Here is a 21,562-nt window from a genome sequence, read left to right on the forward strand (position 1 = left end):
AACGCCAAGTTAACCGATCTTCAATATTTGAGGAACATATCATGAGTATGAAAAATGACAACGAATACGCCGGTAGTGCCGGAGCTGAAACCAATCTCCATCGACGTAAAATGTTGACCGCTGCCGCCATGGCTGCACCAGCAATGCTGCTAATGGGAGCTGCAAGCCAGGGAGTTCAAGCCGCACAACCCAAGCCAGCTACTGGAAAAGTAGCATTGGTTACGGGGTCGTCACGTGGGATCGGCGCAGCCACTGCCAAGCGACTGGCTTTAGATGGCTTTAATGTCACCGTCAACTATCTAACCAACCGCGAACTGGCAGCAGGCGTTGTGCGGCAGATCGAGCAGGAAGGTGGCAAGGCCATCAGCGTACAGGCCGACGTCAGTGACCCTTCAGCCGTGCGCCGCTTATTTGAAGCTAATAACGAGGCTTTTGGAAACATCGACGTCGTGGTGAGCAACGCTGGCATCATGCAGTTGGCACCGTTTTCTGAACTCTCTGACGAGCAGTTCGATCGTATGATGGCGGTTAACGTGAAGGGGAGTTTCAACGTCCTACGCGAAGCTGCCAGCCGTGTACGCGATGGCGGAAGAATTCTTACGCTGTCTTCAAGCATCACGAAATTGCGCAGCCCTACCTATGGTACATATGCTGCGTCCAAAGCTGCACAAGAGCTCTTTGCCAATATCCTTGCCAAGGAATTGGAAGGCCGTATGATTTCGGTCAATGCCATTGCTCCGGGATTAGTCAACACGACCCTCTTTACCGATGGTAAGACGCCACAGCAAATTGCTGGTTTTGCCCAGCGCACGCCGCACAAGCGATTGGCTGAACCAGAAGATATTGCCAACGTCATTTCTATGCTTTGCAGTAACGATGGCGGGTGGGTGAACGGTCAAACCGTGTTTGCCAATGGCGGCATCATCTGACGGTGAGCAAGTGCATGTCTTTCTATAGATGATGGATGGCGACAACGAGCGCTTGTCCAGAGACACGATAAAACAAAAATGCCGATTAGATAATCGGCAAAAAATCGGTCAATTGAAGCAATAATAATGATGATGAAATAAGATTTTAGTGCGATCTGTATGTACTGTTTTGCCGTTTGATGCGATTTCACCCGTGTACCACGCCGCTGTGGTCATGTGGATAGTACTAGTGGGTAAAAAATTTCCAGGAGAAATTTTTAACGTTGCGCAAGCAACGGCCCGTAAGGGTGACGGCCAGGGATGGCACGTCATAAAAATGTGCTGAGGCGTACTCTGCTGGAGGGGGCTTTTGCGTCTTGTGTAACGTCTCACCCACGACGTGTTTTTTTCCCGTATAATCCCCTACTTTGTGTTAGGTCTCCGGGGTGACGGTGAAACAACTTTCCGACTTGCTGCGCCATATGCAGCAAGATTTGCGCGAGCCACAGCCTGAACGCGCAGGTTTCAGACAAATAACGCGTTCTTTAAGCCTCAGTGAGGCGTCAGAACTCTTGCCGTGGTTGGCGACTCAGCCTGTGTATCCCCAGTTCTATTGGCAGCACCGTCAGGATAGTGAAGAGGTTGCCGTTTGTGGCAAGGTGTGCGGGTTTCGTCATATTCAGGATGCTGAGGCATTCCTCGTTCAGCAACAGTGCGATCCCAATGTCCGCATCTGGGGGCTGAATGCGTTTAACCAGTCGAAAGAAGAGGGCGCGTCGTCACCTGGCTACCTGTTCTTGCCCCGTGCGGAATTGCGACGTCAGGATGATACGCTCAGCCTGAGTATTAACCTGTTCAGTGAAACGTCATTGCAACAAGATACCGTCGAAGCCTCGGCGTTTATTAACCTGCTGCTTCCACCCGCCTCATTGCCTCTTTTGCATGCGGAAGTGCGGTCTGTTGCGCATCAGCCTGAGCGCCTGGAGTGGATTGATTTGCTTCAGCGGGCGCTGCATGACATCAAAACAGGGCTAATGGAAAAAGTCGTTCTGGCGCGGGCAACCACGCTAACGCTGACACAACCACTACAGGCAACGACTTTTATGGCCGCCAGCCGTGCGGCGAATCATCACTGTTTCCATTTCATGCTGGCACACGATGCGCGTCATGCGTTTCTTGGTTCCAGCCCTGAGCGGCTTTATCGCCGACGGGGGGGCGAATTGGAAACGGAAGCCCTGGCAGGAACGGTGGCAAGCGATCGCGATGCACATAAAGCCGCTGAACTGGCCGATTGGCTGATGAAAGACACCAAGAATCAGTGCGAAAACATGCTGGTGGTGGATGATATTTGTCAGCGACTACAGCAATCCGCGCTGTCGCTGGATGTCATGCCGCCAGAAATTGTGCGTCTGCGTAAGGTGCAGCACCTGCGTCGCACTATCCATGCCTCGCTGCGCACCGCGTCCGATAGCGCGTGCCTGAATACATTACAGCCCACGGCGGCAGTAGCCGGTTTGCCGAGACAGGAAGCGCGCCGCTTTATTGCGGATCATGAACCGTTCGAGCGCGGCTGGTATGCGGGTTCTGCGGGTTACTTGTCGCGTCAGCAGTCTGAATTCAGTGTGGCACTGCGTTCGGCAGAGGTGCGAGATCATGTTTTAACGCTCTATGCCGGTGCTGGAATTGTGGCAGGTTCTGATCCAGAACAAGAATGGCAGGAATTAGAGAACAAAGCGGCTGGGCTGAGATCGCTGTTAGACGGTGATATGTCATAGTTTTGTTTTATGGTTGTTGTGCCAGGTACTGGTTTATATCAAAGTCAGCATGGTAAAAAAAAATATAATAAGGCTGATCGCGATAGTCGTTGAAGGGCAACCAGGCCGCCAACAGTTAGATCAAGAGTATTTGTTTTATAACCTGCAACCTGAGTTGTTGAGTACAACATGTCAACAAGTGTATTTAATCGCCGCTGGGCTACATTATTGCTGGAATCGCTGACCCGCCATGGCGTCCGGCATATCTGCATCGCGCCTGGTTCTCGCTCTACCCCGCTGACACTGTCTGCGGCAGATAACCGTGCACTGATTTGCCACACGCATTTCGACGAACGGGGGCTGGGGCATCTTGCGCTCGGGTTGGCAAAGGCTTCGCGTGAACCGGTTGCGATTATCGTGACGTCAGGTACTGCCGCTGCCAACCTTTATCCGGCAATTATTGAAGCCGGGTTGACCGGTGAGCGATTGGTGGTTTTGACGGCTGACCGCCCGCCGGAGTTGATTGACTGCGGTGCGAATCAGGCGATTCGTCAACATGCCCTGTATGCTTCACACCCCACGCTGGCGCTGGATTTACCGCGTCCTACGCCAGATATTCCCGCTAACTGGTTGGTCTCCTCTGTGGATAGTGCCATGGCGCGGCTGACGCACGGTGCGTTGCACATTAACTGTCCTTTTGCTGAACCACTTTACGGTGTCGATGACGGCACGGCGTGCCAGGACTGGTTGATGACGCTGGGCGACTGGTGGAACAGCCGTGAACCCTGGTTGCGTGAAATGCGCCAAAGTACGCTGGCGGTACAACTAGACTGGTTGCAGTGGCGACAGAAGCGGGGCGTCGTTCTCGCTGGGCGCGTGAGTCCTGAACAAGGGGCACAACTCGCCGCGTGGGCAAACGAACTAGGCTGGCCGCTGATTGGCGATGTCCTGTCGCAAAGTGGACAACCTTTGCCCTGTGCAGATATTTGGCTGGCGCATCCTGAAGCGGTAAACCTTTTACGACAGGCAGACATCGTCCTACAGTTCGGCGGTAGCCTGACCGGTAAGCGCCTGTTGCAATGGCAGGAACAGTGTCAGCCGCAAGAATTTTGGTTAATTGATGACCTGCCGGGACGGTTGGATCCGGCTCATCATCGCGGGCGCCGTCTGGTGGCTGACGTTGGCGAATGGCTGTCTGCGCATCCTGCACATAAACAAGCACCGTGGGCGGATTTGCTGGTGGATATTGCCGACCGAACGCAGCGGCAGGTCGACGCACATCTGGCTTCCCGTTTTGGTGAAGCACAACTGGCGCAGCGTATACCAGCGCTGTTGCCGCCGGACGGGCAGTTGTTTGTCGGCAACAGCCTTGTTGTACGTCTAATCGACGCATTGGCACAGATCCCGCAGGGCTATCCGGTGTACGGTAACCGTGGTGCCAGCGGCATTGATGGCCTGATTTCCACGCTGGCCGGTGTACAGCGTGCTACGTCAAAAGCCACGCTGGGCATCGTCGGCGATCTTTCCGCGCTATATGATTTGAATGCGCTGGCGCTGCTGCGTCAGTCCCCCGCACCGCTGGTGTTGATCGTGGTGAATAATAACGGTGGGCAGATCTTTTCCCTGCTGCCGACGCCGGTTGACCAGCGCGAAGCATTTTATTGCATGCCGCAAAATGTGGAATTCGGACACGCTGCTGCAATGTTTGGCCTGAATTACGTGCGTGCCGACAATTGGGAACAACTCGCGGATACGGTGTCCTATTGCTGGACACAGGGCGGCGTCACGCTGCTGGAAGTGGTGGTTGAACCGAAAGACGGCGCGGAAACGCTCAATGAACTGGTCGCGCAGGTGGCGGCATGGGCGCACTAGATTTTCATAGACCAGGTTTTCAGAGGCTAAGCTGCCGGAAAGTGACGCATGGCGCAGTTGCTTTGACGCAGCCGTGGCTGGTGTGCCTGCATGGTTTATTAGGCAGCGGTGAGGATTGGCTGCCAGTCCTTCCATTTTTGCGTGACTGGCCGGTGCTGCTGGTGGATTTACCCGGACACGGCGCGTCGCGAACGATTTCCACAACAGATTTTGCCGATGTCAGCCGCCAGTTAAGCAAGACGCTTTTGGATCAAGGCATTGAGAATTATTGGCTGCTGGGCTATTCGCTCGGTGGACGCATTGCGATGTATCACGCCTGCAACGGGCAGTATGACGGCATGCTCGGGCTGCTGGTCGAAGGCGGACATCCTGGTTTGGCGACGCCAGATCTGCGTACGGAACGTATTCATCATGATGCTCGCTGGGCGCAGCGTTTTCGTCAGGAGCCGTTGCCAGCGGTCTTACAGGACTGGTATCAGCAGGCGGTCTTTGCCGATGTGGATTCAACGCAGCGTGAACAGCTGATTGCTCGTCGGAGTGTGAATCACGGCGCATCCGTTGCCGCGATGCTGGAAGCGACTTCGCTGGGGCGACAGCCTTTTTTGGCCGAGCGCTTGCGGCATCTGTCGATACCTTTTGTTTACTTATGCGGTGCCAGCGATGTGAAATTTCAGACGCTGGCGGCGCAATACAGCCTGCCGTTACTGAGCGTGGCTCAGGCGGGTCATAATGCTCATCAGGCGAACCCAACGGCCTATGCTGAACGGGTTCGTACTTTTCTTTCGCCTCCCGTTAAGGATTGATAACTATGCTTTATCCGAGTGAAGACCTGCTTTACGCCCCGATTGAATGGCACGATTGCAGCGGCGATTTTGCCGATATTCTCTACCATAAATCTATCGATGGCATTGCTAAAATCACCATTAACCGTCCTCAGGTACGCAATGCGTTTCGCCCGCAAACGGTAAAAGAGATGATTCAGGCACTCGATAATGCCCGTCATGACGACGGTATCGGGACGATTATCCTGACCGGTGCAGGCGATAAAGCATTCTGCTCCGGTGGCGATCAGAAAGTACGTGGCGACTACGGCGGTTATCAGGATGACAGCGGTGTGCATCACCTGAACGTGCTGGATTTTCAGCGCCAGATCCGTACTTGTCCAAAGCCAGTCGTCGCGATGGTCGCAGGGTATTCCATCGGTGGTGGACACGTTCTGCACATGATATGTGACCTGACCATTGCGGCAGAAAACGCCATCTTCGGCCAAACGGGTCCGCGCGTCGGCTCCTTTGACGGCGGCTGGGGCGCTTCTTACATGGCGCGCATCGTGGGTCAGAAGAAAGCGCGTGAAATCTGGTTCCTGTGCCGCCAGTACGACGCGGCGCAAGCGTTGGATATGGGATTGGTGAACACGGTAGTACCGTTGGCGGATCTGGAAAAAGAAACCGTGCGCTGGTGCCGTGAAATGCTGCAAAACAGCCCAATGGCGCTGCGCTGCCTGAAAGCGGCGCTGAACGCAGACTGTGACGGTCAGGCGGGCTTGCAGGAGCTGGCGGGTAACGCCACCATGCTGTTCTACATGACAGACGAAGGGCAGGAAGGTCGCAATGCGTTCAACGAAAAACGTCAGCCCGACTTCAGCAAATTCAAGCGGAATCCGTAATGCGCCAGGTCACTCTCTATCGTTACAGCGTGCCGATGGAAGCCGGGGTGGTGCTGCGCAATCAGCGCCTGAAAACCCGCGATGGGCTTATCGTTCGCCTGCAAGACGGTGAGCGGCTAGGCTGGGGGGAAATTGCGCCGCTGCCGGAATTCAGCGTGGAAACGCTGGCAGAGGCGGAGTCCGCCGCGCTTGAACAGCTAAAATCGTGGGCGGCAGGGCAAGCATTTTCTGACGATCTTCCGCCGTCCGTTGCCTTTGGTTTGAGCTGTGCGCAGGCCGTGCTGGATCAGCGCCTGCCGCTGGCGGCGGACTACCGCAAAGCGCCGCTGTGTAATGGCGATCCTGATGAACTGTTTGAGATGCTTCAGGCGATGCCGGGCGAGAAAGTGGCAAAGATCAAAGTCGGCTTGTACGAAGCCGTGCGTGACGGGATGATCGTTAACGTCCTGCTGGAAGCTTTGCCGGATCTGAAACTCCGTCTGGATGCCAACCGCAGTTGGACACGAACCAAAGCGGACGGCTTCGCCCGCTATGTTGCGCCGTCATTGCGTTCACGCATCGCCTTTCTCGAAGAGCCTTGCAAAACCCGTGAAGAATCTCGCGAGTTTGCGCGGGAAACGGGCATCAACATTGCCTGGGACGAAAGCGTGCGCGAGGCGGATTTTCGGGTGGAAGCCGAGCCGGGCGTGAGCGCGATTGTGATCAAGCCGACGTTGGTCGGCAGTCTTGCACGCTGTCAGCAACTGGTGCTGGAAACACATCAGGTTGGATTAACGGCAGTGATCAGCTCCAGCATCGAATCCAGTCTGGGTTTAACGCAACTGGCACGTCTGGCGCACTGGCTGACGCCGGACACAGTTCCTGGGCTGGACACGTTGGATCTGATGCAGGCGCAGGTGATTCAACACTGGCCGGATAGCGCGTTGCCACTGCTGGCTGCCGAGCAACTGGACGTGGTATGGCAATCCTGACTGACTGGCCGTGGCGATACTGGGCTAGCCAGACGCCCCAGTCTGTCGCATTGATTGAAGATGAAACCCGCTGGAGCTGGCAGTCGCTTGCCCTGCGGGTAGATCAACTGGCAGAGCGTTTTACCCAGCAGGGCGTTATGCCCGACTGTACGGTCGCGCTACGCGGGAAAAATAGCGTCCAGATGCTGTTCAGCTATCTGGCGCTGTTACAGTGCGGCGTGCGTGTACTGCCGCTGAATCCACAGTTACCTGATGCATTAAGCGAGGCGCTGCTGCCTGCGCTGAATGTAACGTATGGCCTGTGCCTGAATGATAAATCGTGGGCGAAGGCTGTACGCACGCTTTCTTTGCCGTCTGACCCTTTCCCCCTGTGTGATGCTGAGGAAGGCCGCCGTACCGATCGATTATTCTGGCAGGCCGATCGGCTCGCGACGCTAACGCTGACATCCGGTTCTAGCGGGATGCCTAAAGCCGTGGCGCATACGTTTGCGGCTCATTTCTCCAGCGCGGAAGGCGTGGTTCAGATGATGGCATTTTCCTCCAACGATAGCTGGCTGTTGTCACTTCCGCTCTTTCACGTTTCCGGGCAAGGTATTGTCTGGCGCTGGCTGGCTACTGGGGCGACGGTGGTTGTCCGTGCGCATCAGCCTCTGGAAAGTGCGCTGCGCGATTGCACCCATGCTTCTCTGGTGCCGACGCAACTGTGGCGACTGCTGTCGGAGGAGACATTGCCTACGGCACTGAAAGCCGTATTGCTCGGTGGTGCGACGATCCCGCAGGCGCTGACGCAGCAGGCAGAGGCGCGAGGCGTCAGCTGCTGGTGTGGCTATGGTCTGACGGAACTGGCGTCTACAGTCTGCGCGAAACGTGCCGATGGTCGCTCGGGCGTCGGTACGCCGCTACAAGGACGAGAGATCCGGTTGTCGGAGGAGGAGATTCTGCTGCGTGGCAGCACGTTAGCGGCGGGCTATTGGCGTGACGGAAAACTGATTCCGCTGGTCGATGATGACGGCTGGTTTCACACGCGAGATCGCGGGCTATTTTCCGAGGACGAGTGGCACATTCTGGGGCGTCTGGATAATCAATTCTTCAGCGGTGGGGAAGGGGTTCAGCCGGAGAATATCGAAGCCGTGCTGTTGACGCATCCCGATGTGCAACAGGCCTGTGTTGTACCCATTGACGATGTGGAGTTTGGCCATCGCCCTGTTGCGGTAGTAGAGGTGGCTTATTCCACGACGACGCTTGATGCGGTACGTGAGTGGCTACAGCCGCAGCTTGCCGGATTTCAGCGTCCGGTCGCGTATTATGCGCTGCCCACTGAACTAAAAAATGGTGGAATTAAGCTTTCTCGCCAGTTGGTGAAAAGCTGGGTTAATGCCATGCGCCATCAGCTCAAACCGTAGTGTGACTTGGCTTTACACTATTTCATGCTGGAGTGAAGGTGCGTTTCGGGTAGAATCGGCAACGATAACATCTTTACACGCGCGTTTACGACGGTTTTAAGGATATTGAAAATGAAAAAATTTGTGATTGCCTGTGCGGGAAGCCTGTTACTTGCAAGCGCTTCTGTACATGCCATTAGCCTTTCTGGGGAAGCAGGCCGTGATTACGCGGGGGCTAGCGCGGGTTTCGGTCTGGGTATTCCTGGGCTTGCAGGTAACGTGAGCTATTCCCATGGCGACAACAGCAATGATGTATACGGTTTTGGTCTGGGATACACCCTCCCTGTTGGCCCACTCAAGCTAACTCTGGGCGGTAAAGCGTTGTACCTGAATCAGGATCATGGCAATGATGGCTATGGTGTTGCATTGGGCGGTGGCGTGCAGTGGCCGCTGAGCCGTCAGTTCTCGCTGTACGGCGAAGGTTACTATGCACCTGATGCATTCTCCAGCCATGTTGATCACTATGTTGAAGGGAAAGCTGGCGTACGTTGGCAGGTGTTTGCACCGCTGAGCGTCGATGTCGGTTACCGTTACATCAATATGGCACGTGAAAACGGCCCAGATAACAAGTTAGCTGATTCGGCCTATATCGGCGTTGGTCTGAACTTCTAGTATATCGTCATACAGTAAGCCGCAGGTGTACTGGCTTGATGTTGTGACCGGAAAGAAAAAAGAGCGTGAATGTTGAGTTCACGCTCTTTTTTATGGTGTGCATCCTGCACGCGATAGTAAAAAACGCGTCCTGCGTTTTTTACCCTGGGTCAGCCGATCGCGACGTTAATTGATTGATGGCAGCCAGCCCGCAACCATCGCCAACTGGATCAGAATAATGCCCACGCCGCTGGCGAAGATCAGCACCAACACGGGGGCGCCACCGCGCGTCGCGCGTATTTCAGGACACTGCTTGCGCACCTGCCAACTCAGCAGGGCAGGCATGAGTAACGCCAGCACGGCTAGTGCAATTGCTGCATAGCCCAACGCCATCACAAAGCCTTGCGGGTAAAAGAGCGCGAATATCAGTGGTGGAATAAAGGTCAGCAGGCCCGTTTGTGCACGCCCTACGACGCTATTCTTACGCTTAAACAGATCGGCTAAATAATCGAATAACCCTAGCGCTACGCCGAGGAACGAGGTCGCCAGAGCCAGATCGGCAAACAGGTGGACAGCCAGTTCAACGTGCGGTGAGGAAACCAGTGTGCGGATAGCCTGCATCAACCCATTCAACCCGGCCTGATCGGCCAAGATAGCATTGAATGTTGAAGAACTGAGGCTACCCAACATCACGAGCTGCCAGAAAATATAGGCAATCAGCGGTATCACGCTACCGATAAGGAATATCTTGCGCAGCTTGCGGATGTCTCCCCTCATGTAGTGAACAATGCTGGGGATACTGCCGTGAAAGCCGAATGAGGTCAGAATGACAGGCAATGCCGAGAGCGTCAGACCCTGTTGCAGTGGCAGCGTTAAAAGATTGACGCGTTGAATGTGCGGCACCATGACGGCGAGCATGATGACGAGCATCAGCACTTTGCCGCTAAACAGGATACGGTTAAACAAGTCGACTGAGGATGTGCCGATACAGACGACGCCGCCAGCAACCAGCGTGAAGAGCAGAATGCCCGCAGCCAGTGGAAGTGAGTAGCCACTCCACTGGCTGATGCTGCTGGCGAGTAGTTCGCCTGCGCCGCTGATATAGGCCGCTGTGAGCGCATACATCAGAAATAGCATGCTGAAACCGGTAATCCACTGTCCCCAGCGGCCGAGGTAGATTTTTGCCAATGTGCCTAATCCGGTGTGCGACGGTTGATGCTGATACACTTCAACGAGCAACAAGGCGCTGTAGCACATCAGTGCCCATAAACCGATTAATATCATCAGGGTAGTACCAAACCCGACGCCAGCTGTTGCCAACGGCATCGCCAACATTCCTGCTCCAATGGTGGTGCCAGCAACGATAAAAATGCTGCCAAGAGTACGATTTTTCACCTATTCCTCTATAAATAGCGTGGCTATCCAGATATTTTTGGCAGCAGGGTAGAGTATTCAGTGATTTCTGTCAAAACGCCGTTACGAGAAGTGTAATCTTATATTTACACTCGAAGCATCCCATCGGCTGCGGTGCGTAATTAGACAGACCGAAAGAAATATTGTGTTTGTTCATCCGACTTTCTAAAGTGGATTCAGGATTATCATCAGGAGTGAAAAAATGCTTAGGGTTGAGATGTTATGTACCGGCGATGAGGTGCTGCATGGTCAGATTATTGACACCAATGCGGCCTGGCTGGCGGATTATCTGTTTGTGCAGGGATTACCGATGACTAGCCGGATGACGGTGGGTGACGATCTCGATGCACTGGTGACCGCAATCACGCAGCGCAGCCAGATAGCCGATATCCTGATTGTGAACGGCGGCCTGGGGCCGACTAGCGACGATCTCAGCGCATTGGCGGCGGCCACCGCCGCAGGAGAAGGGCTGGTTGAGCATGCGGAATGGCTGGCGCGTATGGAGGCTTTCTTTGCCGAACGCGGTAGAGTGATGGCACCCAGTAACCGTAAACAGGCGCACATCCCTGCCAGCGCGGAAATGGTCGATAATCCGGTAGGTACCGCCTGTGGTTTCGCGCTGCAATTGAACAAGTGCCTGATGTTTTTTACACCGGGCGTACCGTCCGAATTTAAGATCATGGTCGATCAGCAAATTATGCCGCGCCTGCGTGAGCGTTTTGCCGGGGCGGAAGCACCACTGTGCTTGCGTTTGACGACCTTTGGCCGTTCAGAAAGCGATCTGGCAAGCCAGTTAGATGGTATGGCATTACCGCCGGGCGTGGTGCTGGGCTACCGTTCTTCTATGCCGATTATTGAACTGAAATTAACTGGTCCGGCGGCACAGCAGGAAAAGATGGAGCAATTGTGGGAAACGGTGCGTACTGTAGCTGGAGAGCATACCCTCTTTGAAGGCACGGAAGGCTTACCGGCACAGTTGGCACGACGTCTGGCCGAGCGCGATGTGACGCTGGCGGTGAGTGAACACTTCACGGCAGGATTGCTCAACTGGCAGCTCCAGTCGGCGAACGTTCCGCTGGCGGGCGGAGAACTGCTGGCAACCGTTGACGATACCAGCTTGTCTGGGTTAGTGGACTATGCTCGCCATCTGGCGGAGCGTCATGGGGCGTCATTAGCGCTGGTCGTGGGGAACCAGAACGATGCGGAGCTGTCATTAGCGCTGCATACGCCGGAAGGATCTTTTGCCCAAACCATACAATTCAACGTACAGCGCTACAGCCTGAAAACTCATCAGGAAGTCGTTGCGATGCTGGCGATGAACATGCTGCGCCGCTGGCTAAATGGCTGGTCTGCCTACGGTGGCCATGGCTGGATCACGGTGTTGAAGACGTTATAGTCAGCGGGGGATCTAAGACTGCCTCTGAGTCGCATTTTTATGCCGCTATCGAGGCTGTTTCGTGCGCGATGATACCGTCATTTTCATGCTACTTCATAGCACGCGCCCGACACGGGGCGTCTCAAGCGCCGCTCGCCCCGTGACCCCTAGGCTTTTTGGCGTGAATTACGCCGCTACGCGGTGCCTTCGGCGATCGTTCCCGCTTGTCGAGCCGCCAGTGACGCGTTCCCGACGCGGCACTGGCTTTCGCGGCGTCCATGCCGCTCACTCGGCGGTAACGCTCACCTCAGCGCAATTTTTACGCCGGGTTAGCACGCCCGAAACTATCATGGTAATTCAGCATAAGACGATAAAAAAGCAACGCTAATGCTTGCCTGCAAATAAAAAGGCCAGAATCAACGTTCTGGCCTTTTTCACAAGATAAATCAATATAATAACGAATAGAGCTGGCGGCGGTAGCGGGCGGCGAGGGCGTCACTGGTGCCGAGGGCGGCCATGATGTCCATCAGCGTTTTACGTGCGCTGCCGTTAGCGACGGCCAGGTCCTTCTTCAGGAATCCCATCAGCAGTTCAAGCGCTTCTTCGTTACGGCCGACCTGATGCAGTTGCAGAGCCAGCTGTACCGCCAGATCCGCATTTTGCGGGTCAGCGTCCAACTGCTGCTGTAAATGCTGAATTTCTGGCGTGTCTGCTGCCTGTTTCAGCAACTCAATCTGCGCCACGAGGCTGTGATAGCGTGTGTCCTGATCCTGCAAAGGAATGGTCGCCAGCACGGCTTCGGCGTCTTCACTGCGTTTAATTTGAATCTGCACTTCTGCCAGCATCAGGCCAATGTCGCTGCGCTGCTGGCTGAGGTGCCAGGCGTCTTTCAGTAGCTGCATTGCTTCCGGCAGTTTATCTTCCTGAATCAGCTGCTGTGCCTGTGCGACTTTCAGTTCTTCTTCTTTCGGCAGGGCGCGTTTCAGCAATTCGCGAATCGCTTCTTCCGGCTGTGGCCCTTGAAAACCGTCCAGTGGCTGTCCGTCTTTAAATAGGTAAACGGTTGGGATTGAGCGCAAACCAAACTGAGCCGCGACGCGCTGTTCGGCATCACAGTCAACCTTCGCCAGAACAAACTGTCCTGCGTATTCCTGTGCCAGTTTGTCCAGCACTGGCTCCAATTCCAGACAGTGCTGGCTACGTCCCGACCAGAAGTAAAACAGGACTGGCAGTGTCGCAGAGTGTTCCAAAACCTGATGCAGATTGGATTCGTTAACGTCAACGATAGTCGCTTGTTGTTCTAACATGAGTAGTCTCTCTTACTTCTTGAATTCACTTGACCTTTAGATGGGGCCTGTCGGTGTCACTTACAAGCCTCGTGCAGCGGTGAGTGTGCAATCCGTCACCTTCTGCTGCCTTATCCTCGTAAGACTTTATCCAGCAAACACCCGGGTAGCAGACGGCGCAGCCAGGTTAAGGCATGGGCTACCAGCGTCACGGGATAGCGTAATTTAGGCCGAGAACTTTCCAGCGCATGATGGAGTTTCGGCAAGATCGCCTCCGGCGGTAGCGTGAAGCGTTTGGCGATGCCGGGGTTGGTGACCGGTTTGTCCGTCTGCGTCTGTGCCACGTTGTTGGTAAAGCGTGTACTGATCGGACCGGGTTCGATCAGGCTGACGTGTAAGCCGCTGCCATGGAGCTCCATACGCAGCGCATCTGACCAGGCTTCTAGCGCATATTTGCTGGCGGCATACGCGCCGCGCCCCGGCGTGGACACCAGCCCTAGCACGGAACTGGTCTGGATGATACGACCTTCGCCATGCGACAGCATCGCGGGCAATAACAACTGCGTGAGCTGGTGCGTGCCGAACAGATTGCTGGAAAATTGTTGTTCAAGCTGCTGGCGCGAAATGGTATTCAGCGGGCCATACAGGCCGTATCCGGCGTTATTAAACACGCCGTACAAGCGATTATCGGTCAGCCTGATGACCTCCGCAGCGGCCTGTTCAACGCTGGTGCTGTCATCCAGATCGAGCGTGATTGCCTCCAGACCCAGTTCAGTCAAACGAGCGATATCCTCTGCGCGGCGGCAGGATGCAATCACGCGATAGCCGCGTTTTTGCAGATCCTGAGCGGCAATCAGGCCAATACCGCTGGAGCAGCCCGTAATGAAGACCGTTTTTTGCATAACTTTACCTAATTCAAAAGCCTATTTATTAAGACTCATGGTTAACTAAGGGTTCCAGCTGCTTCGCCATCCATTCTGCGATAAACGGTTGGGCATCACGGGTTGGATGGATGCCATCTTCCATCATCCACTCCGGTTTAAGATACACCTGCTCCATAAAGAAAGGCAGCAGCGGAAGCGTAAACTGCTCCGCAAGTGCGGGGTAAATATTGCTGAATGACTCGGTGTAGCGGCGGCCATAGTTGGTCGGTAAACGAACCTGCATGAGCAGCGGCTGGGCGTTAGCCTGTTTGGCTAGCGTAATGATTTTCGCCAGATCCTGTTCGATATTGGGTGCCGGAAACCCTCGAAGCCCGTCATTGCCGCCCAGTTCAATCAATACCCAACGTGGCTGATGCTGTTTCAGCAGGGCAGGAAGACGCGCCAGCGCTTGTGCGGTGGTGTCGCCGCTAATGCTGGCGTTAACTACCTCGATGCCTTTTTTCTGCGTCTGCCACTGCGTGTTCAACAGCGTTGGCCACGCGTTAGCGATCGGCATCTGATAGCCCGCGCTGAGGCTATCGCCCAGAATTAATAATGTGTCAGCGGCGAAAGCGCGTACGCTGCATAATCCCAGAAGCAAAAGGACGAAAACATGTTTGCGAAGACCAGCCCAGCGAGTGCTACGCCAAGCAAAACTGCGCACGTAGAAAACATTCTTGAAGTTCATCATCTTAGTAAGCACGTTGGTCAAGGAGAAAATCGGCTTTCCATCCTTACCGGAGTTGAGCTTATTGTCAAACCTGCGCAGACAATTGCCCTGATTGGTGAATCGGGTTCGGGGAAATCCACCTTACTGGGGATTTTGGCCGGACTGGATGATGGCACAGAAGGTGACGTTAGCCTGATGGGCAAATCGCTGAGCGCATTGGATGAAGAAGGCCGTGCGGCACTGCGTGCTCAACACGTCGGTTTTGTGTTCCAGTCTTTCATGCTGGTGCCGACGCTGAATGCGTTGGAGAACGTACAATTACCCGCGTTGCTGCGTGGTGAAAGCGACAGCCACAGCCGTGGACAGGCCGAACAGCTTTTGCAACAGCTCGGGTTGGGTGAGCGCTTACATCACCTGCCTGCTCAGCTTTCTGGCGGTGAACAGCAGCGTGTGGCGCTGGCGCGGGCATTCAGCGGGCGTCCTAACGTGCTGTTTGCCGATGAGCCAACCGGGAATCTGGATCGTAAAACCGGTGAGCGCATCGTTGATCTGCTGTTCTCTCTCAACCGCGATTATGCCACTACCTTGATTCTGGTGACGCACGATGAGCAACTGGCGGCACGCTGTGAGCGACGCTTGCGATTAGTCGACGGCAAGCTGCGGGAGGACGCATGATCTGGCGGTGGTTCTGGCGCGAGTGGCGCTCTCCTTCCTTGCTGATTGTCTGGCTGGCGCTAACGCTGGCAGTAGCCTGTGTGCTGGCGCTGGGCACCATCAGCGACCGCATGGAGAAAGGGCTCAGTCAGCAGAGCCGTGATTTTCTGGCGGGCGACCGCGTACTGCGTGCGTCGCGGCCCGTCGCGGAAGACTGGCTTGTGGATGCGCAGCAGCGCGGGCTGACGCTCAGTCGCCAGATTTCTTTTATGACCATGACGTTTGCAGGCGATACGCCGCAATTGGCACAGGTTAAGGCAACCGACCAGCGTTATCCGCTGTACGGTAATTTGCAGACGCGCCCTGAAGGGCTGCATGCGGAAGCGGGAACGGTGTTGGTGGCTCCGCGTCTGCTGGCGTTACTTGGACTGAAGGTCGGTGACATGCTGGACGTCGGTGATACCGCGTTGCGCATCAGCGGCGAGCTGATTCAGGAACCAGACTCCGGCTTCAATCCGTTCGAGACTGCGCCGCGTATTCTGATGAATCTGGACGATGTTGAGAAAACCGGGGCGATTCAGCCTGGAGGGCGCATTACCTGGCGCTACATGTTTTCCGGTGATGAGAAGCAGATTAGTGAATTCAGCAACTTCATCAAACCCCAGCTCAAGCCCGATCAGCGCTGGTATGGCATGGAAGATTCCGAAGGTGCGTTGAGCCAGTCGTTAAAGCGGTCGCAGCAGTTCCTGTTGCTGTCGGCGCTGCTGACGCTGCTGCTCTCTATCGCCGCAGTGGCGGTGGCGATGGGGCATTACTGCCGTAGCCGTTATGACTTGGTCGCTATCCTGAAAACGCTGGGAGCAGGCAAACAAGCGCTGAGGCGATTAATTATCGGGCAGTGGCTTTCCGTGCTGGGTCTGGCTGCGGTTTGCGGCAGCGTGCTTGGTCTGGGATTTGAGGCGTTGTTGATGAAAATGCTGGCGCCAGTGCTGCCTGCCGCATTGCCTGCATCCGGGCTGTGGCCGTGGGTATGGGCGCTGGGATCGCTGGTGCTGATCTCGCTGCTGGTTGGGCTACGTCCGTATCGACTGCTGCTGGCGACACAGCCGCTGCGCGTGTTGCGTCAGGATGTGGTGGCGAACGTATGGCCGCTGCGCTACTACCTGCCGATTGTTCTACTTATCGTTGTCGGGCTGCTGTCGGTATTGTCCGGCGGCGGCGTGCTGTTGTGGTCGCTGCTCGGCGGCGTGGCGGTGTTGTCGCTACTGCTGGGTGTCATTGGTTGGGGCGGTCTGTTGCTGTTGCGGCGTTTGACGGTTAAGCGGCTGGCGTTGCGTCTGGCGATTAATCGACTGTTGCGTCAGCCGTGGTCGACGCTCAGCCAACTGGCGGCTTTTTCGCTGTCCTTCATGCTGTTAGCGCTGCTGCTGGTGATGCGCGGTGATTTACTGGAACGCTGGCAGCAGCAGTTACCGCCGGGCAGCCCGAACTATTTCCTGCTGAATATCACGGCGGAACAGGTGCCGCAGGTGAGGGAGTTCCTCTCTCAGCATGATGTGGCACCGGAGACGTTTTTCCCGATTATTCGTGCGCGGCTGACGGAGATTAATCAGCAGGTTGCGACGGAAGTGATCCATGAGGACGATCCGGGCGGCAATACGGTGAACCGTGAACTGAACCTAACCTGGATGAACGGGATTCCACAGCACAACGTATTGGTGGAAGGCGAAGCGCCGAAGGCGGGGGAAGTCTCGATGGAAGCGAAAGAAGCCAAAGAGATGGGCATCAAGATTGGCGATACGCTGACCTTTACTGGCGACACGCAGCCGTTTAGCGCCACGGTGACCAGCTTCCGTCAGGTGGACTGGGAAAGCCTGCGTCCGAACTTCTTCTTTATTTTCCCCGCAGGGGCGTTGGATAACCAGCCACAGTCTTGGCTGACCAGCTTCCGCTACGATGGTGATGAGAAGATGATCACGCAACTGAACCGCCAGTTTCCGACGGTGAGCGTACTGGATATTGGCAGTATTCTGCGTCAGGTTGGACAGGTCTTGCAGCAGGTGAGTCGCGCGCTGGAGATTATGGTCATACTGGTGCTGTTCTGCGGCGTCCTGCTGTTGCTGGCTCAGATTCAGGTTGGGATGCGTCAGCGACGTCAGGAGTTGATGGTATACCGTACGCTAGGAGCCGGGTTGCGCCTGCTGCGTACCACGCTGTGGTGTGAATTCGCGGTGCTGGGACTGGTGGCGGGAACCGCTGCGGCGATTGGCGCGGAATCGGCTCTGTGGCTGTTGCAGCGTAAGGTCTTTAACTTCGCCTGGGAACCGAATATCGCGATGTGGATAACGCTTCCGTTAATCGCGGCGTTCCTCCTGTCGCTCTGCGGCGGCTGGCTGGGGCTAAGGCTCTTGCGCGGTAAAGCGCTATTCCGGCAATTCGCGGGTTAACATTGCGGATGAAATACGCCATTTTCTCTGTGTTTGCATAAAACGAGCTTAAGATACGTGCGAAAAGAGGAAGTAAATCGCTTGAGGCCAGCAATGCTGGCCTTCTTACCTTACTGACTGAGGGAGCTTCCTGGTGCTTCGCCGCCAGTTTCCGTCACGGTTTTGTGCTTCGCCAGATATTGATGTTGGAAAATGCACATGCGGATTGTGTTGCGGTATTCACCGTTGATGAAAAACTCGTGGATCAGTTCACCCTCGACCTCAAACCCTAGCTTGCTGTAGATATGGATCGCTTTTTGGTTTTCCTTATCCACAATCAAATACAGCTTGTACAGGTTCAATACCGAGAAGCCGTAATCCATCGCCAGCTTGGCCGCTACGCTGGCGTAACCGCGGCCCTGATAGGCGGGATCGATGATAATCTGAAATTCCGCGCGACGGTGAATATGGTTAATCTCCACCAGTTCAACCAAACCGACCTTCGTCTGCTCGTGTTCGATAATGAAACGCCGTTCGCTCTGGTCATGAATATGCTTGTCGTACAGATCGCTGAGTTCGACAAAGGCCTCATAAGGTTCTTCAAACCAATAACGCATCACGCTGGCATTGTTATCCAACTGATGAACAAAAGTGAGATCGTCTCGCTCCAACGGTCGTAGCCGAACGGAATTGCTCGTACCGGACATAGTGAATCCTTAATTGATTAGATAAACGTGAAGCGGCATTACCGGAGTCACGCTGGCATGAGTATGCCAACGCTAGTATAGCGGTGGAGAGGCTAGTGCTGAACTCCCAATGTGGAATGGCAAATCGCAAGATGCCCCGTATCGATGTGACACGGGGCTAAAATACACGAGAAATTGTGGCAGAATTACTCGGCAGCATAACCCTGTGGTGGAATGCGAACGCTGTCCAGCCAGGCTTCATTCTCACGCATCACCAGTCTGCCGTTCAGGAACCAGTTGATGACCATCGGGTAAATCGTGTGCTCGTGCGTCTTCACGCGCTCGCTCAGGCTTTCTTCCGTGTCGTCACTAAATACGGGCACTTTCGCTTGCAGAATCAGTGGGCCGCCATCCAATTCATCGGTGACGAAATGGACAGAAGTCCCATGTTCCCGATCGCCATTTTCCAGTGCCTTGCGGTGCGTGTGCAAACCGGGATATTTTGGCAGCAGAGAAGGGTGAATGTTCAGCATTTTGCCAGCAAACTGGGCAACAAATTCCGGGCTAAGAATCCGCATGTAGCCTGCTAAAATCACCAACGCCGGTTCATATTGCTCAATTTCGTTTGCCAGTGCGGCATCAAATGCAGCACGGTCGGCAAAATCTTCAGGATTCAAGACGCACGTAGGAATATCCGCATTTTGTGCGCGTTCTAGCCCGTAAGCCTCCGCATTATTACTGAATACGGCGACGATCTTTCCTTTAAGGCGTCCGTTCTTACTGGCGTCAATCAACGCCTGTAAGTTACTTCCATGACCTGAAATCAGCACAACGATGTTTTTCATCAATTAATAACCACTGCGTCTCCGGCATCGGTTTGAGTAATGACGCCGATTTTCCATGCGTTTTCGCCGCTGCTGTTGAGTAACGCAACGGCCTCGTCTGCCTGTTCGGCTGGCAGTGCGATGATCATACCAACACCGCAGTTGAAAGTACGATACATTTCGTGGCGGCTGACATTACCAGCCTGTTGCAGCCAGTTAAAGACAGCAGGCCATTGCCAGCTGGATTCGTCGATCGTCGCCTGCATGCCTTCTGGCAGCACGCGTGGGATATTTTCCCAGAAGCCACCGCCAGTCAGGTGAGAAATCGCGTGGACATCCACTTTCTCAATCAGAGACAGGATAGATTTCACGTAGATTTTAGTCGGTGCCAGCAGGTGGTCGGCCAGTGATTTGCCTTCCAGCTCGAACTGCTCTGGATCGGTTTTGCTGACTTCAAGCACTTTACGCACCAGCGAATAGCCGTTTGAGTGTGGGCCGCTGGACGCGAGAGCAACCAGAACATCGCCGTTCTGAACTTTGCTGCCGTCAATAATTTCTGATTTTTCTACCACGCCGACGCAGAAGCCAGCAACGTCGTAGTCTTCGCCGTGATACATACCCGGCATTTCAGCGGTTTCACCACCGACCAGTGCACAGCCTGATTGCTTACAGCCTTCCGCGATGCCGGTAATCACGCTGGCAGCGGTGTCGACATCCAGCTTGCCTGTGGCGTAATAGTCGAGGAAGAACAGCGGCTCCGCACCCTGAACCACCAGGTCATTCACGCACATCGCAACCAGATCGATACCAATGGTATTGTGGCGTTTCAGATCCATCGCCAGGCGCAGTTTGGTGCCGACTCCGTCAGTGCCGGAAACCAGAATCGGTTCGCGGTATTTTTGCGGTAAGGCGCACAAGGCACCGAAACCACCCAATCCACCCATAACTTCCGGGCGACGAGTCTGTTTCACTACACCTTTAATACGGTCTACCAATGCATTGCCTGCATCGATATCCACGCCTGCGTCTTTATAGCTGAGAGAGGTTTTGTCGGTCACTGCTGAGTCCCCACGAAGGTTACGGGTCGTATTCAGAAAACACGGTATTGAGAAAACATACTGTGGTAAAAATAATGCGCGCTAATTCTAACAGTGTAGGCAATCGTTTGCGAGTGATGAGTCATCGGCTGGCTATTTTTCGTTAATGACGACAATTTCTCTTATCGGTTGATCTGGATCAGGCTTAATCATATGGCACTAAGTAAAAAAGGCGGTATAATCCCGCGATTTTTTTTACGACGGGCTCTCGTGCCCGCCGCCCTGCGGGCCGCCGCAAGCGGTGTTTAAAAACGCGTTTGGCGTTTTTGTCCGTCCATTAGCCGATGGGGAGATAATGATGAAGATCGTCGAGGTGAAACACCCACTCGTCAAACATAAACTGGGTTTGATGCGTGAGAACGATATTAGCACGAAGCGTTTTCGTGAGCTGGCTTCCGAAGTGGGGAGTTTGCTGACTTACGAAGCGACGGCTGACCTGGCAACCGAAAAAGTCACCATTGATGGCTGGTGCGGTCCGGTTGAAGTCGATCAGATCAAAGGCAAGAAAATTACCGTCGTACCGATTCTGCGTGCAGGGTTAGGAATGATGGAAGGCGTGCTGGAAAATGTCCCTAGCGCACGTATCAGCGTTGTCGGCATCTACCGTAATGAAGAGACGCTGGAGCCTGTACCCTATTTCCAAAAGCTGGTTTCCAATATCGAAGAGCGCATGGCGCTGGTGGTTGACCCTATGCTGGCAACCGGTGGCTCAATGATCGCGACGATCGATCTGCTGAAAAAAGCGGGTTGTCACAGTATTAAGGTACTGGTGCTGGTCGCGGCTCCAGAAGGGATTGCCGCGCTGGAAAAAGCTCACCCAGATATCGAACTTTACACGGCATCCATCGATAAAGGCCTCAACGATCAGGGTTACATCATGCCGGGCCTCGGTGATGCGGGCGATAAAATATTTGGTACGAAATAACAGGTAAGCCGACGTGATAGTCGGCTTTTTTTTGGCGCAAACCTACGTATTTCCTATGGTTCGCCGCAGCCTGTGTGAC

At 54.7% G+C, this 21,562-nt stretch carries 19 protein-coding genes; 12 read left to right on the forward strand and 7 right to left on the reverse strand.

Going from position 1 to position 21,562, the window contains the following annotated elements; genetic code table 11:
* Nucleotides 1-41 precede the first annotated feature (41 nt).
* The 8 genes from AACH44_RS05515 (at nucleotide 42) to AACH44_RS05550 (ending at nucleotide 9,225) form a co-directional block, all read left to right on the forward strand.
* Complete coding sequence (locus AACH44_RS05515) at nucleotides 42-929, forward strand: SDR family oxidoreductase (protein ID WP_261848163.1); 888 nt, start codon at nucleotides 42-44, stop codon at nucleotides 927-929.
* Between the two features lie 431 nt (nucleotides 930-1,360).
* Nucleotides 1,361-2,683, forward strand: a complete 1,323-nt coding sequence (gene menF / locus AACH44_RS05520) for an isochorismate synthase MenF (RefSeq protein WP_261848164.1) — start codon at nucleotides 1,361-1,363, stop codon at nucleotides 2,681-2,683.
* Between the two features lie 168 nt (nucleotides 2,684-2,851).
* The gene (gene menD, locus AACH44_RS05525) at nucleotides 2,852-4,534 is read left to right on the forward strand and encodes a 2-succinyl-5-enolpyruvyl-6-hydroxy-3-cyclohexene-1-carboxylic-acid synthase (protein WP_261848165.1); all 1,683 of its coding nucleotides are present in this window, start codon (nucleotides 2,852-2,854) and stop codon (nucleotides 4,532-4,534) included.
* Entirely contained in the window at nucleotides 4,522-5,337 is an 816-nt protein-coding gene (gene menH, locus AACH44_RS05530) for a 2-succinyl-6-hydroxy-2,4-cyclohexadiene-1-carboxylate synthase (protein WP_261848166.1), read from the forward strand. Before menD ends, menH begins: the two co-directional genes overlap by 13 nt.
* A 5-nt stretch (nucleotides 5,338-5,342) precedes the next feature.
* A complete protein-coding gene (gene menB, locus AACH44_RS05535; protein WP_261848167.1) occupies nucleotides 5,343-6,200 on the forward strand; it encodes a 1,4-dihydroxy-2-naphthoyl-CoA synthase in 858 nt (285 codons plus the stop codon).
* Nucleotides 6,200-7,171, forward strand: a complete 972-nt coding sequence (gene menC / locus AACH44_RS05540) for an o-succinylbenzoate synthase (RefSeq protein ID WP_261848168.1) — start codon at nucleotides 6,200-6,202, stop codon at nucleotides 7,169-7,171. Before menB ends, menC begins: the two co-directional genes overlap by 1 nt.
* A complete protein-coding gene (menE, locus tag AACH44_RS05545; protein WP_261848169.1) occupies nucleotides 7,159-8,574 on the forward strand; it encodes an o-succinylbenzoate--CoA ligase in 1,416 nt (471 codons plus the stop codon). The genes menC and menE overlap by 13 nt, the downstream gene beginning before the upstream one ends.
* Before the next feature lie 111 nt (nucleotides 8,575-8,685).
* Entirely contained in the window at nucleotides 8,686-9,225 is a 540-nt protein-coding gene (locus AACH44_RS05550; RefSeq protein ID WP_261848170.1) for a YfaZ family protein, read from the forward strand.
* A gap of 165 nt (nucleotides 9,226-9,390) precedes the next feature.
* Here the strand turns inward: AACH44_RS05550 and tyrP are convergent, their stop codons facing one another.
* Entirely contained in the window at nucleotides 9,391-10,599 is a 1,209-nt protein-coding gene (tyrP, locus tag AACH44_RS05555; RefSeq protein WP_261848171.1) for a tyrosine transporter TyrP, read from the reverse strand.
* Nucleotides 10,600-10,819: 220 nt separating this feature from the next.
* Here tyrP and AACH44_RS05560 point away from each other — a divergent pair, with 220 nt between their 5' ends.
* Nucleotides 10,820-12,013 (forward strand): nicotinamide mononucleotide deamidase-related protein YfaY, encoded by a 1,194-nt coding sequence (locus AACH44_RS05560; RefSeq protein WP_261848172.1) that lies wholly within the window; start codon nucleotides 10,820-10,822, stop codon nucleotides 12,011-12,013.
* A 425-nt stretch (nucleotides 12,014-12,438) separates the two neighbouring features.
* Here the strand turns inward: AACH44_RS05560 and AACH44_RS05565 are convergent, their stop codons facing one another.
* The 3 genes from AACH44_RS05565 to tesA form a co-directional block, all read right to left on the reverse strand.
* Nucleotides 12,439-13,299, reverse strand: coding sequence for a co-chaperone YbbN (locus tag AACH44_RS05565; protein ID WP_261848173.1), 861 nt, complete (start codon nucleotides 13,297-13,299; stop codon nucleotides 12,439-12,441).
* 110 nt (nucleotides 13,300-13,409) lie between these two features.
* On the reverse strand, nucleotides 13,410-14,180 hold the full coding sequence (locus AACH44_RS05570) for an SDR family oxidoreductase (RefSeq protein ID WP_261848174.1): 771 nt from the start codon (nucleotides 14,178-14,180) through the stop codon (nucleotides 13,410-13,412).
* Nucleotides 14,181-14,208: 28 nt separating this feature from the next.
* Nucleotides 14,209-14,889 carry a multifunctional acyl-CoA thioesterase I/protease I/lysophospholipase L1 gene (tesA, locus tag AACH44_RS05575; RefSeq protein ID WP_261848222.1) on the reverse strand — a complete coding sequence of 227 codons (681 nt, stop codon included), beginning with the start codon at nucleotides 14,887-14,889 and terminating at the stop codon, nucleotides 14,209-14,211.
* Between tesA and ybbA the strand changes: the two genes are divergently transcribed.
* On the forward strand, nucleotides 14,815-15,546 hold the full coding sequence (gene ybbA / locus AACH44_RS05580) for a putative ABC transporter ATP-binding protein YbbA (protein ID WP_010307452.1): 732 nt from the start codon (nucleotides 14,815-14,817) through the stop codon (nucleotides 15,544-15,546). The two genes, tesA and ybbA, sit on opposite strands and share 75 nt — an antisense overlap.
* Entirely contained in the window at nucleotides 15,543-17,972 is a 2,430-nt protein-coding gene (gene ybbP / locus AACH44_RS05585; RefSeq protein ID WP_261848175.1) for a putative ABC transporter permease subunit YbbP, read from the forward strand. Before ybbA ends, ybbP begins: the two co-directional genes overlap by 4 nt.
* 110 nt (nucleotides 17,973-18,082) lie before the next feature.
* On the opposite strand, the gene speG is transcribed toward ybbP, so the two are convergent.
* From speG to purM, 3 genes are all read right to left on the reverse strand, one after another.
* Nucleotides 18,083-18,658, reverse strand: a complete 576-nt coding sequence (speG, locus tag AACH44_RS05590) for a spermidine N1-acetyltransferase (protein WP_261848176.1) — start codon at nucleotides 18,656-18,658, stop codon at nucleotides 18,083-18,085.
* A gap of 185 nt (nucleotides 18,659-18,843) precedes the next feature.
* On the reverse strand, nucleotides 18,844-19,482 hold the full coding sequence (purN, locus tag AACH44_RS05595) for a phosphoribosylglycinamide formyltransferase (protein ID WP_261848177.1): 639 nt from the start codon (nucleotides 19,480-19,482) through the stop codon (nucleotides 18,844-18,846).
* Entirely contained in the window at nucleotides 19,482-20,519 is a 1,038-nt protein-coding gene (gene purM, locus AACH44_RS05600) for a phosphoribosylformylglycinamidine cyclo-ligase (RefSeq protein WP_261848178.1), read from the reverse strand. The genes purN and purM overlap by 1 nt, the downstream gene beginning before the upstream one ends.
* A gap of 337 nt (nucleotides 20,520-20,856) precedes the next feature.
* Here purM and upp point away from each other — a divergent pair, with 337 nt between their 5' ends.
* The gene (gene upp, locus AACH44_RS05605) at nucleotides 20,857-21,483 is read left to right on the forward strand and encodes a uracil phosphoribosyltransferase (RefSeq protein ID WP_261848223.1); all 627 of its coding nucleotides are present in this window, start codon (nucleotides 20,857-20,859) and stop codon (nucleotides 21,481-21,483) included.
* The last annotated feature ends 79 nt before the right edge of the window (nucleotides 21,484-21,562 follow it).

This window comes from Pectobacterium araliae (genome assembly GCF_037076465.1).
Lineage (GTDB): Bacteria > Pseudomonadota > Gammaproteobacteria > Enterobacterales > Enterobacteriaceae > Pectobacterium > Pectobacterium araliae.